Source organism: Vibrio limimangrovi (genome assembly GCF_054064025.1).
In genome coordinates this window covers 83,197-96,040 of record NZ_JBSUGF010000015.1, presented here as the reverse complement: position 1 = coordinate 96,040, position 12,844 = coordinate 83,197, and the positions used below count along the sequence as shown (strand labels likewise).

Annotated in this window: 15 protein-coding genes; all 15 read left to right on the top strand. The window is 46.3% G+C overall.

Annotated features, from left to right (window positions below; genetic code table 11):
• Positions 1-15 precede the first annotated feature (15 nt).
• The 15 genes from ACWYU8_RS19030 (at position 16) to ACWYU8_RS18960 (ending at position 12,841) form a co-directional block, all read left to right on the top strand.
• Positions 16-1,461 (top strand): MSHA biogenesis protein MshI, encoded by a 1,446-nt coding sequence (locus ACWYU8_RS19030; RefSeq protein ID WP_457521332.1) that lies wholly within the window; start codon positions 16-18, stop codon positions 1,459-1,461.
• Positions 1,458-2,108: a type II secretion system protein GspM gene (gene gspM, locus ACWYU8_RS19025; RefSeq protein ID WP_457521330.1), complete on the top strand. Its 651-nt coding sequence runs from the start codon at positions 1,458-1,460 to the stop codon at positions 2,106-2,108. The genes ACWYU8_RS19030 and gspM overlap by 4 nt, the downstream gene beginning before the upstream one ends.
• On the top strand, positions 2,101-2,433 hold the full coding sequence (locus ACWYU8_RS19020; RefSeq protein ID WP_457521328.1) for an MSHA biogenesis protein MshK: 333 nt from the start codon (positions 2,101-2,103) through the stop codon (positions 2,431-2,433). The genes gspM and ACWYU8_RS19020 overlap by 8 nt, the downstream gene beginning before the upstream one ends.
• 22 nt (positions 2,434-2,455) lie before the next feature.
• On the top strand, positions 2,456-4,090 hold the full coding sequence (mshL, locus tag ACWYU8_RS19015) for a pilus (MSHA type) biogenesis protein MshL (RefSeq protein WP_457521326.1): 1,635 nt from the start codon (positions 2,456-2,458) through the stop codon (positions 4,088-4,090).
• A gap of 44 nt (positions 4,091-4,134) precedes the next feature.
• Positions 4,135-4,980: an ExeA family protein gene (locus ACWYU8_RS19010; protein ID WP_457521324.1), complete on the top strand. Its 846-nt coding sequence runs from the start codon at positions 4,135-4,137 to the stop codon at positions 4,978-4,980.
• Positions 4,977-6,056: a tetratricopeptide repeat protein gene (locus ACWYU8_RS19005; RefSeq protein WP_457521322.1), complete on the top strand. Its 1,080-nt coding sequence runs from the start codon at positions 4,977-4,979 to the stop codon at positions 6,054-6,056. Before ACWYU8_RS19010 ends, ACWYU8_RS19005 begins: the two co-directional genes overlap by 4 nt.
• Positions 6,053-7,777, top strand: a complete 1,725-nt coding sequence (locus ACWYU8_RS19000) for a GspE/PulE family protein (protein ID WP_457521320.1) — start codon at positions 6,053-6,055, stop codon at positions 7,775-7,777. The genes ACWYU8_RS19005 and ACWYU8_RS19000 overlap by 4 nt, the downstream gene beginning before the upstream one ends.
• An 8-nt stretch (positions 7,778-7,785) precedes the next feature.
• The gene (locus ACWYU8_RS18995; protein ID WP_457521319.1) at positions 7,786-9,009 is read left to right on the top strand and encodes a type II secretion system F family protein; all 1,224 of its coding nucleotides are present in this window, start codon (positions 7,786-7,788) and stop codon (positions 9,007-9,009) included.
• Positions 9,010-9,012: 3 nt separating this feature from the next.
• On the top strand, positions 9,013-9,471 hold the full coding sequence (locus tag ACWYU8_RS18990; RefSeq protein ID WP_457521317.1) for an MSHA biogenesis protein MshF: 459 nt from the start codon (positions 9,013-9,015) through the stop codon (positions 9,469-9,471).
• Between the two features lie 246 nt (positions 9,472-9,717).
• Positions 9,718-10,227 (top strand): type II secretion system protein, encoded by a 510-nt coding sequence (locus ACWYU8_RS18985; protein ID WP_457521315.1) that lies wholly within the window; start codon positions 9,718-9,720, stop codon positions 10,225-10,227.
• 72 nt (positions 10,228-10,299) lie between these two features.
• Entirely contained in the window at positions 10,300-10,533 is a 234-nt protein-coding gene (locus tag ACWYU8_RS18980) for a type II secretion system protein (RefSeq protein WP_457521313.1), read from the top strand.
• Positions 10,534-10,640: 107 nt separating this feature from the next.
• Positions 10,641-11,141 (top strand): pilus assembly FimT family protein, encoded by a 501-nt coding sequence (locus tag ACWYU8_RS18975; protein WP_457521311.1) that lies wholly within the window; start codon positions 10,641-10,643, stop codon positions 11,139-11,141.
• Entirely contained in the window at positions 11,138-11,704 is a 567-nt protein-coding gene (locus ACWYU8_RS18970; protein ID WP_457521310.1) for a type IV pilus modification PilV family protein, read from the top strand. The genes ACWYU8_RS18975 and ACWYU8_RS18970 overlap by 4 nt, the downstream gene beginning before the upstream one ends.
• The gene (locus tag ACWYU8_RS18965) at positions 11,704-12,417 is read left to right on the top strand and encodes a PilW family protein (RefSeq protein ID WP_457521308.1); all 714 of its coding nucleotides are present in this window, start codon (positions 11,704-11,706) and stop codon (positions 12,415-12,417) included. Before ACWYU8_RS18970 ends, ACWYU8_RS18965 begins: the two co-directional genes overlap by 1 nt.
• Positions 12,407-12,841: an MSHA biogenesis protein MshP gene (locus ACWYU8_RS18960; RefSeq protein WP_457521306.1), complete on the top strand. Its 435-nt coding sequence runs from the start codon at positions 12,407-12,409 to the stop codon at positions 12,839-12,841. The genes ACWYU8_RS18965 and ACWYU8_RS18960 overlap by 11 nt, the downstream gene beginning before the upstream one ends.
• Positions 12,842-12,844: the final 3 nt, after the last annotated feature.

Here is a 12,844-nt window from a genome sequence, read left to right as displayed (position 1 = left end):
ATAAAGATAATATTCATGAATGTTAAAGCAGTATTTGACAAGTTTATGCGACCACCCAGCAGTGGTCGCACTTGCTTTTTGGTTATTCAGCCAGATGCAGTCTATTTATCAAAATCAGTTAACAGTACCCGACCATCTCAGTTTCAAATCTCTGAATCAAATTGGGAACGTGCGGTTGAACAAGCATTAAGTGTTGCAGCAAGCGCTTATGATTCACTGACGGTTGTACTGTCTCACAACTATTACCAGATGTACCAAATCGACAAACCATCCATGCCTCGTCATGAATGGCAGGCAGCATTGCCATTTTTGTTGAAAGAGCTTATCTCTGAGCGCGCCATCGATATCGTCGCAGATGCGGTGGAACTTCCGAGTTCTAACAAAGTTCAAGCGTATGTTTTATCAAGAAAAATGCTTGATAAAATAGTGCTACTTGCTAATCAGGCGCAGCTGCCGTTAGCCACCATTGTTCCTGAAGACGCTGTCTGGGAGCACACCGCTGGCGAACTTGGCAACTTCTTATTGTTGCAGAGAAGCGTCCGAGGCCACTTCCGTATCAGTGCTTTTGTCGAGCGTACGATTTCTTTCCATCGTTCGATTCGCAGCGTGACTTCGCCACTCACCGGGGTTCCATCCAGTGAGCTACAAATGGACAGCTTGTCACTGGAGTTGCAACGTTCTATCGACTATCTGTCTTCACAATTGCGCCATGTGCAACTGCATCAACTGAAAGTGTGTTGTGATGAAGAAGATGAGCAAGAGTTAGTTCAGTCTCTGAATTACCGTTTGAGCACCAAAGTTTCGGCGTTGTTAGCGGAAGAGCATGAGCTATCCGGGTATGTACTCGCCAATACGGCGGCAGCGTCGGGTGCGCTGAGAGTCAATCTGTATCCGGATTACTTAAAGCCGAAAAAAGAGCTACTGACCTTAAAAAATACCGTCATTTGTTGGGGTGTGTCAGCGGCAGCGATTCTGATGTCTTATGGTTATGTTACCTGGCAGAGTCAGGGCTTAGAAGATGAAATTGCGATTGTAAAAAGCAAGGGCAGTATCATGAAATCTGAGCTAGAACGCTACCAGATTAAGTTGCGTAAGTATCAGCCTGACACCAACAAAATAGCCGCGAAAGCACGTCTGGATAGTGAAATAAAAGCCAAGCGAGATTCATTAAAAGCGGTAGGTAAGTATGATGATTCTCAGCGCATTGGATACTCTAGTGTGATGCGTTCGCTGGCCAAATTAGGCAATAACGAGATCTCGTTATCTGAAATTCGCATTGGACACAATACGTTAGACTTGCAAGGTTTAGCTAAAGCGCCAAGTTCAGTACCAGGTTGGGTTAATCAGTTTAAAAATGAAATCAGCCTTGTTGGTCGCACATTTGATGATGTGAAGATCGCCCGTAATGACCAAGGTATTGTGACGTTTGAATTGAAAGCTCGCGAGGATAAGAAGCAATGAACGAGTTATGGCTTTCTCTGGAAGAGCGCTTTGGTGAAATGAGTGCGCGTGAAAAAGTGCTGGTCGTCTTGTGTGGCTTAGTGACCGTGGTGATGTTGTTATTCACCTTGGTGCTTGAACCTAAGCTCAATAAGATCAGCGGTCATGAAAAGCAGCTGAGTAATTTAAAGCAAAGCAATCAACAAACTGAAATCGATATCTTGCGTATCCAGGCTCAGTTGAAGAAAGATCCTAATGCGCAAATAGATTTGGACATATCAAACCTGCTTGCCGAAAGTCAGCGTCTTTCAGAGCAGTTGTCTGAGATCATTGAACATCTGATTACGCCTTCCCAAATGGCGGGGCTGCTCGAAAAAGTGTTAGAGCAGCAAAGTGGTATCCATCTGCTTTCGTTGCAGACATTGCCATCTGAGCCGATTACGGAAGATAAAGATGCATCGCAATATTCAGGGTACTACGTGCATCCAGTGCGCATGGAATTAACGGGTGACTATTTTGCGATTGCGAACTACCTGAGTAAGTTAGAGAGCCTGCCAGCCAGTTATTACTGGCGTAGTTTTAGTTACAAAGTTGAAGAATACCCTAAGGCTAAATTAGTTCTGGAAGTGTATACATTAGGTTCTCGTGAGGAGTTTATCGGTGGTTAAGAAACTCGTTGTCTCACTTGTCGTTATGTTTGGTGCCGGAGCCTCCTGGGCCAATCAGGATCCAACGGCTCCTCTTGGTTGGCAAAAGCCTGTAACAAACGTATCGGTAGAGAAGAAAGTAAATAAATATCAATTACCTACAATAAATAGTATTGTGTGCGTGAATGATGAACAGTGTCATGCGGTAATGAATAATAAGCTTGTCGAAAAGGGTGAGCTATTTCATGGATATCGTATCGCAGGCATCAACAGTGAATTTGTCACTTTAAAGCGTGGTAACCGCCAGTGGGAGCTTGCGCTTTTTGATGTAAACCTAAAAAAATAAAAAAACCAGAGTCTAATCAGATATGCACAAATTAGTTGTAGGGATCGTTGTTTTCTCTTTAATGGGATGTTCGATGGGGCATCGTGATCCTGTTGAAGTAAAACAAGCTCTCAATGAGTCTATTAATCAATCGAACAGCCGTGTTTTAGAGGATATCCCGTCTTCTGTAGAAGCGGATTTAATGCCAAACCTTGATCCGATCTCTTCCCCGGATCAAGCGACATCCAAGCGTTTTCGTATTCAGGCAAATGAGGTTGAGGCGAGAAGTTTCTTTGCTTCACTTGTTAAAGGTACGGAATACAGCGTTGCGATTCACCCTGCAGTACAGGGCAATATTACGGTGAACTTGTCTGACGTAACGTTAGACGAGGTACTCAATGTTGTACAAAATATGTATGGCTACGATGTAATTAAATCAGGCAAAGTGATTCAGGTGTATCCTGCGGGCATGCGCACCGTTACTATTCCAGTTGATTATCTTCAGTTTAAGCGTTCGGGCCGCTCTCTGACTAGCATCAGTACTGGCTCGGTCACGTCTGCGGGAACGTCTAATTCTGGCGGAAGTTCAGACAACTCTGATTCGTCGAATGACAACAATAGTAATGACAACTCGAGCTATCCAACTGGTGGCACTCGAATTGAGACGGTGACCGAAAGTGATTTCTGGCCAATGCTGGAACAAGCTGTCACAAACCTGATTGGATCGGGTAAGGGGCAAAGTGTTGTTGTCACACCTCAGGCGGGCGTGATTACAGTACGCGCATTCCCTGATGACATTCGTCAAGTTCGTGAGTTTTTGGGCGTTTCTCAAGAGCGCATGCAACGCCAGGTGATTCTTGAAGCAAAAATTCTCGAAGTGACCCTGAGTGACGGCTATCAGCAGGGCATTAACTGGTCTAACTTATCAGCGTCGATTGGCAACTCAGGTAGCATCATTGTTGATCGCCCTGGATCGACATTACCTGCCCTGGATGCGATTAGTACCTTGCTTGGTGGCCAGACAAACGTCACCATTTCTGATGGTAACTTCGATGCGGTACTGAGTTTTATGTCAACTCAGGGCGATTTGAATGTACTTTCGAGTCCTCGTGTTACCGCAGCCAATAACCAAAAGTCAGTGATTAAAGTCGGTACTGACCAATATTTTGTGACTGAGCTATCCAGCAGTGTCGGCAGCAGCGACAACTCTAATGCGGTGCCTGAAGTTGAGTTAACGCCGTTTTTCTCAGGCATCTCACTGGATGTGACGCCGCAAATTGATGATAAAGGTAACGTCTTCCTACACGTGCATCCTGCTGTTATTGAAGTCGAAGAAGAGACCAAATTACTCAACCTCGGTGGTGACTTCGAAGACATTCAGTTGCCATTGGCGAAAAGCTCGATTCGTGAGTCTGATTCTGTTATCCGTGCCAAAGACGGCGATGTCGTCGTGATTGGCGGTTTGATGAAGCAGCAAAAATCAGAGCAAGTCTCTAAAGTGCCTTTCTTCGGTGATATTCCTGCGCTGGGCCACTTATTCCGCAATGTGAATAACGTGACACAAAAAACTGAGCTGGTGATTTTGCTCAAACCGACCGTGGTTGGTGTGAACTCTTGGCAAAAAGAGCTTGAGCGCTCTCGTGATTTGCTCCAGGAGTGGTTCCCTGATGCGCAGTAGGCGTTGTGAGCCGCTAATTTTTTCAGAGCGTTTGTAATTCTAGTATGTACTTATCGCATTTTGGATTCCGGGTTCAGCCTTTTTCCCTAACCCCCAATACAGAGATGTTTTTGGGGTTAATCCCTCACTATGAAGCGATCCAAACCATTCTGGCAGCAGTGCAGATGGGAGAGGGGGTAATCAAGGTGACTGGCGAGGTTGGTACCGGAAAAACCATGGTCTGCCGCAAGCTGATTGAACAGATTGAATCACAAGTTGAATTGGTCTACTTGCCCAATCCTGTCCTGAATGGTGAGCAGTTGCAGTTGGCTGTCGCTCGCGAATTGGGAATAGACGATGACGATCCGTTGCGCATCGTTTCACTAATTCAAGAGCACTTAATTCGCCTTCACTCTGCGGGAAAGAAAACGGTACTGATTGTGGATGAAGCACAGGCTCTCTCTCCTCAAGCGTTGGAGACACTGCGCTTGTTCGGCAACTTAGAAACCAAGCAAGATAAACTGATTCAGCTTGTGTTGTTTGGTCAGCCGGAGCTTGATGAAAGATTAGCAACTCACGAACTGAGACAGTTTCGCCAGCGTATTACGTTCAGCTGCGAGTTACGTCCACTCTCAATCGATGAGGGTGTTGCCTACATAAATAATCGTTTGGATAAAGCAGGAAATGGCGCGCAAATATTCTCATTAGAGCAGAAAAAAGCAATTTGGCGTTCGGCGATGGGCATCCCAAGGCTGATGAATCAAATTAGCCATAAAGCCCTGTTAGCGGCGTTTAATGAACGTTGTACCTTACTGAAAAATCACCATGTTTATGAGGCAATGCACGATACGTTCGATGCCCGTAAACCAAAATTTAAAACACCCGTATTTTGGGGATGGAGTCAACCTTGAGTGCCATCAATAAAGCATTATCCGAAATTGCAGAAAAAACATCGCCTTCCGAATTAACCAGAGCCGAGATTCCGAAAGTATCTCGCAGTAAACCCTGGCTTTGGCTGGTGGCGGGCTTTTCGCTAAGTATGGCTGTTGGTGGCTGGGCGGTATCTCTCGGCCCTGCCTCTTCTGGTGAAATGGCGCAATATCCGTCAAGCGTTGCTCAACAAGCTCAAACTACCGGGCTTGATCCAGCAGTCTATTCGCCGACCAGTAAACTCACGCCAGAGACAAGCCGTCAGGTATACACAAAACCGACTCAAAAACAGCTGGTTGAAGAAAGAGTGGTGTTAGAAACATCCGTGCCGCAAGTCGATACTTTCACCCCGCGATCGGAAATCCGTTCAGTTGTGGAAGAACCGATTCTTGTCGCTCGAGTATCGAATGCATCAAGTGCACAGTCAAACTTAGTCGCCGACAGTTCGATGAGTATCGAGCAAGTTGAACTGACTCACCATCAACTGGCAGTTAAAGCACTTGGACGAGCAGAAAAAGCACTAGATGCCAATGACATGCAAACCGCGCTTTCTGCTTACAGTGAAGCATTGCGTTTTGAACCAGTGAATGCAGACACACGCCAAAAACTGGCAGCACTGTATTTTGGCAAGGGTGACACGCGTAAAGCGTATGAAATTATTCAGGAAGGGATCTCTTTAGATACCAACAATCAACCCCTTCGACTGGCTTTATCTAAGTTACTGGTCAAAGCTAATCAACCTGAAGCCGCGCTGAGTCCGTTAGTCCATTTGCCACTTGCGCCAAGTCGCGATTATCTGGCGATGCGTGCAGCTCTGGCACAAAAACAGAAGCAAAATGAAATTGCGCTGGAAAGCTATCAATTGCTTATTCAGCAAGATCCGGAAAACGCACGCTGGTGGTTAGGTTTGGGTATCCAACAGGAGCGAGCGCTTCAGTTTAGCGCTGCGATCAACACTTATAACCAAGCGCTGGGGAAAGTGGGGATCTCGAACCAATCACAGGCGTTTATTCGCGATCGATTGGCAGTGCTTAAGCAACTGGAGAAGGCGCAATGAAAATTAAGTTGAGAAAACGCTTAGGTGATCTTCTGGTTGAAGAAGGCATTGTTGCAGAAGAACAAATTCAACAAGCGTTAACTTCGCAGCGTAGTACGGGCCAGAAACTGGGTGATGCACTGATTGACCTTGGTTTCATCACCGAGAAGCAGATGCTTAATTTTCTATCGCAACAGCTTGGTTTGCCCCTGATTGATCTTGGCCGTGCTCCGGTTGATCCTGATGCCGTTCCGCTGCTGCCTGAGGTTCATGCTCGTCGTCTGCGTGCGATGGTGGTTGCCCGTAATGGACACACACTGCGTGTTGCGATGAGTGACCCTGCTGACTTGTTTACGCAGGAATCTCTTATGAATCTGCTGGGTGAATACAGCCTCGAGTTTATCATTGCGTCAGAGCGTCAGCTTATCGACAGTTTCGACCGCTACTACCGCCGTACCAAAGAAATTGCTTCGTTTGCCGAGCAGTTGCAGGCTGAGCATCAGGATGTACAGGCTTTTGACTATGGTATCGATGAAACTGACAGTGAGGAAGTGACGGTCGTCAAACTGGTCAACTCGATGTTTGAAGACGCGGTGCAAGTTGGCGCTTCAGATATTCATATTGAGCCTGATGACAAAGTGCTGCGCTTGCGTCAGCGTATTGATGGTGTCTTGCACGAAACCCTGCTTAACGAAGTCAACATTGCTTCCGCGCTGGTTCTGCGTCTTAAGTTAATGGCTCATCTGGACATCTCTGAAAAACGTTTGCCGCAGGATGGCCGTTTTAATATCAAAGTACGCGGACAGTCGATTGATATCCGGATGTCGACCATGCCAACTCAATATGGTGAGTCGGTGGTAATGCGCTTGCTTAATCAGTCCGCCGGATTACGTCCTCTGGAAGAGTCGGGCTTGCCTGCGGAACTACTTACGCGTTTGCGTCGCCAGCTTTCTCGTCCTCACGGGATGATTCTGGTCACCGGGCCGACAGGTTCAGGTAAAACCACCACGCTTTATGGGGCGCTGAGCGAACTCAATGATCCTGGTAAGAAAATCATCACAGCAGAAGACCCGGTGGAGTATCGCTTACCGCGTATTACACAGGTTCAGATCAACAGCCGCATCGACCTGACATTCTCTCGCGTGTTACGTACGTTCTTGCGTCAGGACCCTGACATCATTCTGGTGGGTGAGATGCGTGACCAGGAAACGGTGGAAATTGGTTTGCGTGCCGCTCTGACTGGTCACTTAGTACTGAGCACACTTCACACCAATGATGCTATTGACAGTGCACTGCGCATGATTGATATGGGCGCGCCGGGTTATCTGGTTGCCAGCGCGGTTCGAGCCGTGGTTGCTCAGCGTCTCGTTCGTCGTGTTTGTCCAGACTGCAAAACCGAAGATATCCTGGACGAATCCCGTCAGCAGTGGTTAGCGGGACGTTTCCCGAATCAAGTCGGAGTAAGGTTCCATAAAGGAAGTGGTTGTCAAAACTGTAACCTGACCGGTTATCGTGGCCGAATTGGTGTGTTTGAAATGCTCGAATTAGAGCACGAGATGATGGATAAGCTGCGTTCCAATGATGCAGTCGGCTTTGCTCAGGCCGCCCGTCTCTCGGAAAATTACAAACCATTACTGGCTTCGGCAATGGAGCTGGCGCTGCAAGGCACCATAAGCCTGGATGAAGTCATGTCCCTTGGTGAAGGGGATGCTTCCGGTAAAACTGATCCAATTTTTATGTAGGTAAGTGAATGCCAACTTTTCGTTATCAAGGCCGTACTCTGGAAGGTTCGTCAACCAGTGGAAGAATAGAAGCCGTCAATTCTGAATCTGCTGCTGAAGCACTGATGAATAAAGGGGTGATCCCGCTAAACATCCGTTTGGAGAAAGAGGCGATAAAAACCCAGTTTAGTTTATCTAAGCTGTTGGTGCCGGCTATCCCGCTGGAAGTGATCATTCTTTTCTCTCGTCAATTGTTCAGTTTGACCAAAGCGGGCGTGCCATTGCTGCGCTCTATGCGAGGACTGCTGCAAAACTGTGAAAACAAGCAGCTCAAAGAAGCACTAGAGGATGTGGTCTCTGAACTGGGGAACGGGCGGAGTCTGTCATCTGCCATGCAGCAACACAGTAAAGTCTTTAGCCCATTGTTTGTTTCAATGATCAATGTCGGTGAGAATACCGGTCGACTCGATCAGGCGTTGCTGCAACTGTCCAATTACTATGAGCAGGAGCTGGAAACCCGCAAGCGAATCAAAGCTGCGATGCGTTATCCCACCTTTGTGATTGTCTTTATTACTATCGCGATGTTTATTTTAAATATTCTGGTGATACCTGAGTTTGCCTCGATGTTCACGCGGTTTGGGGTTGATTTGCCTCTGCCAACGCGCGTCTTGATCGCAACGTCCAACTTTTTTGTTAATTACTGGATGCTACTGATTATTCTGATGTTCGGAGCGTTTATGGTCTTCAAGGCTTGGATAGCGACGGCGGATGGGCGGGAAGCTTTTGACCGCTTCCGTTTACGCTTACCTATCGTTGGCGGCATTGTTAATCGTGCTCAGCTATCACGTTTTTCACGCACTTTCGCTCTCATGTTGAAGTCCGGCGTGCCTCTTAACCAATCCCTCACGCTTGCTGGGGAAGCGTTAGGAAACCGGTATTTAGAAAACCGAATTCTGGAGATGAAATCCGCTATCGAAGCTGGCAGCACAATGTCGGTGACGGCTATCAACAGCAAGATCTTTACTCCATTGGTTATCCAGATGATTGCTGTGGGTGAGGAGACAGGTCGTATTGATGAGCTTCTGCTTGAAGTGTCAGACTATTATGACCGTGAAGTCGATTACGATCTGAAAACACTGACAGCGAGAATTGAACCGTTACTTTTGGTGATTGTTGCAGGCATGGTAATGGTACTTGCCCTAGGTATTTTCCTGCCAATGTGGGGAATGCTGGACATCATCAAAGGCGGCTAATGCGTGGTTGAAAATCAAAACCGGGCACGACTGATTCTGTGTGGTTTGGGCGTCACTGTATTTTTGGGGCTGGTGGTTAAGTCCCACTCTGTCATCGGGGAAGCTCAGGCTACAGGTGCCAAAATGGCGAAGGTCTGGATGTTGAACAGTGTTGAGCGTTACCGTCACGCTTGGTTGGTTCAAGGTGAGCCTGATTTTATGGAAATGGATGGTTTTCACCTCCGGATGACGGAGTACGGATTGGTGTCTCCGTTTACTGCTGAAGGGAAGCTGGATTGCGCATATTGGCTGGCGGTGCATTACCCACAACGTAAGATAATGGCCAGTAAACTAGCTGAAATACGCGGAATGAGCAAAAGTAGCCATTATGTATGCAATTTCCACTACAAAAGTGGTCAAAATATAGCCATTAGTTCGGGTGCTAATAAATTGATAGTAAATGTCAATTTATCGACGGAGTGATATTTTTGGCACTTAAGTGCTACACATGGAGTATAAACTCGGTATAATGATGATATTTTAATAAGTAAATAGTTGTAATTCAAAGTAAACTCAAAGATATTGGGCGCATTGAATCTACAACCAAAACATGACGAATAGTCAGTCTTCTCAGACGGAAAAACAGTTTTCATTGCATCCAACTTGATTGGGTGAACGAATTGATACTTTGCAGTCTCACTGCATGCTTAAACATAGAGAGAGTAAATAATGAAAAGACAAGGTGGTTTCACCCTTATCGAACTAGTCGTGGTTATCGTAATTCTGGGTATTCTGGCAGTAACGGCAGCACCACGTTTCTTAAACCTGCAAGATGATGCACGTGAAGCTTCACTTGATGGCCTGTCAGGAGCTATTAAAGGTGCTGTGGGTATCGTATACGGCAAGGCTGCGATTCAAGGGGTTGAGAGTTCAACAACAGCAATAGGTGTTGCTCTAGACAATAATGTTAACGTTAGTACTAAATTTGGTTACCCAGTAGCAACTGCCGCAGAGCTTGTGAAAGTTGTGGATGGTATTGGCGCATCAGCAAGTAATGAAGATTTCGTGCAAATCCAAACTGGTGGTGCTGAATCTAGCAATGATCAGTGGATCACTTTTGGTATTGCTAGCTACACTGGTCGATGTGTTAAATACACGATGGCTAATGGCAGTGCTCCAGCAGTTGTAGAAGTAACTGAGACTACTACAGAGTGTACAGCTCCTGTAACAGGCGGTTAATTTCTAAGAGTTGCAAAGGCCAGCTAGTCTGGCCTTTATCTCTTCACTTTGATGAATCCCGGAATACTTTATATGCGTAAAACATCAGGTCTTAGTGCAATTGAGTTTATGGTTGTACTGATAATCTTAGGTGTGATCGGCTATGTGGTATTACCAAGATTTATCAGCTTCGAACCTGAGACTTACCAGAACAAATGGGAAGAAACCAAACAACAGGCGGAGCAGGTTTCTGAAACGCTGAGTAATAAAGAGACCTATGACCGGATTGAACAAGAGCTTGGGCGTTCACAGCGTGACACTGATTAATTGGTCGTGATTTGGATTGCGGTGATGCCGGATTCAACACCGTATCAATCGACCATTCTGCTCTGCTTATCGTATTGTTTAGTTTGTATGAAACCTAAGGTTGGGTAATGAAAATTCGCAGCTCTGCATTAGGGTTTACTTTGATGGAGTTGATCTTAGTGATCGTTCTCCTCTCCATTCTTTCTCTTTTCGCCGCTAGCCGTTTTATCGGCAAGAGCAGTTTCTCTGCATTCGCGCTTCAGGAACGCGTTATTTCTGTCATTCGTCAGGTTCAGGTCAACCGGATGCAGTCGAATATTGATGAAGCGAGCTTAGGTGATGACTTTCGTTTACAGGTATCTAACACCTGTATTGGCTCTGTTGCTGCTTGCGCATTGGGTGATGTTCAACGAGATACCCGAAGCGATATTGTTTTTGACCCGTCTGCCAGGTTTTCCATTACGAATGACTTGAGCAACCCCATCAATTTCAACTTGTTAGGCAATCCAATGGATTCCGCAAGTGGCGGTGTTTCTATTCTGATTGAAGATAGAAACGGCCAAAGCCGATGTCGTGTTGCAATCAATAGCCAAGGTTATGTATATGCGCCAGAAGGGGCATGCCTATGAAAAAGATCAAGGGCATGACACTCATTGAAATGATCATCGCGATGGTGTTAATGGGCATTGCGATGGTGGCATTTACCTCTTTTCTGGTGCCTCAAATACGTGATTCAGCGATTCCTCATTACCAAACCCGCACCGCTGCGCTGGCGCAAAGTTTTATGTCGCAAATTCTTGCGCGTGGATTTGATCACAACAGTGACTTTGATGGGGGATTCATCCGCTGCGGTGAGGATTCGGTGAGTTGTACTGAACCTGATTTTCTTGGCACTGATAGCGACGAGTCAATACCTGCTGACTTTAACGATGTGGATGATTACATCGGCTGTTGGAGTACACCGAGCACAGCATCGCAATGTACAGGGATGGCAAAAGGCAATCTTCAAGACGTACTCGGTTCTGATAGCGGAGAGCAATACAAGAACTTCCGGGTCGAAATTGACGTTGTTTATGATGATCCTTCAGGTATTCAACCAACGGGCATCACCAATTATAAAAAAGTGACGCTCACTATTTTTGCCGGAACTACTCAGCCCCTTACCTTGACTGCTATTAAGGGGAACTACTGATGAATTCGCGCGGTTTCACCTTGATCGAAATGGTGGTGACGATAGTCATTGGCAGCATCATCATGCTTGGTATTGCAGGCTACGTTCAGCTCGGTATGAAAGGTTATGCGGACACCATCGACCGCCAGCGTATTCAGACACAAGCGCAATTTTTATTAGAGAAAATGACGCGTGAAATTCGCCATGCGGTGCCAAATAGTTTTCATGTTCCCGTTGGGGCCTCAAATTGCTTAGGGTTTATACCAATAGAATATTCTGGCTTCTATACGCTGGCAGGTAATGATGTGGAATTTTTACTAGGCAATGACGCAAGCAGAAGCGAAATTCCGCCAAATCGTAGAATGGTCATTAATCCGAGCCGCTATGAAGACTTGAGTGCCTCTTCAGCGCAAAGCCTGGACGTAAGTGGTATGACGAAAAGTGAGGGCAGATTCGTTGTCAGTGGGGCGGCAAGTTCGATTGGGGGCTCTTCGATCTCCAGCCGTCATTATATTTTTCAGGACAACTCTGAGGTTCGGTATTGTTTCGACAACAATCGAGTCACTCGCAATGACATCACTGTGGCTGAAAATATCGACACTTCAACAAGCAGGATGCATTACCTTGAGCCGACACTGCAGCGCGGTGGTCTGGTTCATATCAACTTAGCGTTTTTGCAGGATGGAGAACGTAGTGTGTACCAACAAGATGTGCAGGTGCTCAATGTCCCGTAAAAGAAACGCACGAGGAAATGTACTGATCGTTGTGCTGTTCGTCATCATCGTGATGGGCTATTTGGCGGCTTCTCTTATGCGAGTCAGTTGGTCGAACCAAAGCGGATTAACGCGAGAATTTTTAGGGGCGAAAGCGTGGTTTATTGCTCAGTCTGCAAATGAATGGGCATTGACGCAGTTGTACCCGTTAAACACACCAAAGCCGGATGTTGCAATGTCATGTGCAAATGTCGTCAGTGGTGCAATTCCAAATGTAATAGTAGATAAAAGCTGTCGACTTAACGCGATGAGTTGTTCGAGCATTGGTACTTTTAGTACGGGTACCTCCGACGCCGAATCTTTATATCGGGTGCAAGCTACGGCCATTTGCGGTTCTGGAGTGTCACAGGTTCAGCGCCGACAAGAGATTTGGGTTAAGGAGTAAATA

What these genes read in the sequence shown, in the direction of transcription:
- ACWYU8_RS18970 (WP_457521310.1), top strand. Translation starts at nt 11,138, where the DNA reads ATGAAAAAGATCAAGGGCATGACACTCATTGAAATGATCATCGCGATG.
- ACWYU8_RS18995 (WP_457521319.1), top strand. Translation starts at nt 7,786, where the DNA reads ATGCCAACTTTTCGTTATCAAGGCCGTACTCTGGAAGGTTCGTCAACC.
- ACWYU8_RS19010 (WP_457521324.1), top strand. Translation starts at nt 4,135, where the DNA reads ATGTACTTATCGCATTTTGGATTCCGGGTTCAGCCTTTTTCCCTAACC.
- ACWYU8_RS19030 (WP_457521332.1), top strand. Translation starts at nt 16, where the DNA reads ATGAATGTTAAAGCAGTATTTGACAAGTTTATGCGACCACCCAGCAGT.
- ACWYU8_RS18965 (WP_457521308.1), top strand. Translation starts at nt 11,704, where the DNA reads ATGAATTCGCGCGGTTTCACCTTGATCGAAATGGTGGTGACGATAGTC.
- ACWYU8_RS18975 (WP_457521311.1), top strand. Translation starts at nt 10,641, where the DNA reads ATGAAAATTCGCAGCTCTGCATTAGGGTTTACTTTGATGGAGTTGATC.
- ACWYU8_RS18980 (WP_457521313.1), top strand. Translation starts at nt 10,300, where the DNA reads ATGCGTAAAACATCAGGTCTTAGTGCAATTGAGTTTATGGTTGTACTG.
- ACWYU8_RS18960 (WP_457521306.1), top strand. Translation starts at nt 12,407, where the DNA reads ATGTCCCGTAAAAGAAACGCACGAGGAAATGTACTGATCGTTGTGCTG.
- gspM (WP_457521330.1), top strand. Translation starts at nt 1,458, where the DNA reads ATGAACGAGTTATGGCTTTCTCTGGAAGAGCGCTTTGGTGAAATGAGT.
- ACWYU8_RS18985 (WP_457521315.1), top strand. Translation starts at nt 9,718, where the DNA reads ATGAAAAGACAAGGTGGTTTCACCCTTATCGAACTAGTCGTGGTTATC.
- mshL (WP_457521326.1), top strand. Translation starts at nt 2,456, where the DNA reads ATGCACAAATTAGTTGTAGGGATCGTTGTTTTCTCTTTAATGGGATGT.
- ACWYU8_RS19000 (WP_457521320.1), top strand. Translation starts at nt 6,053, where the DNA reads ATGAAAATTAAGTTGAGAAAACGCTTAGGTGATCTTCTGGTTGAAGAA.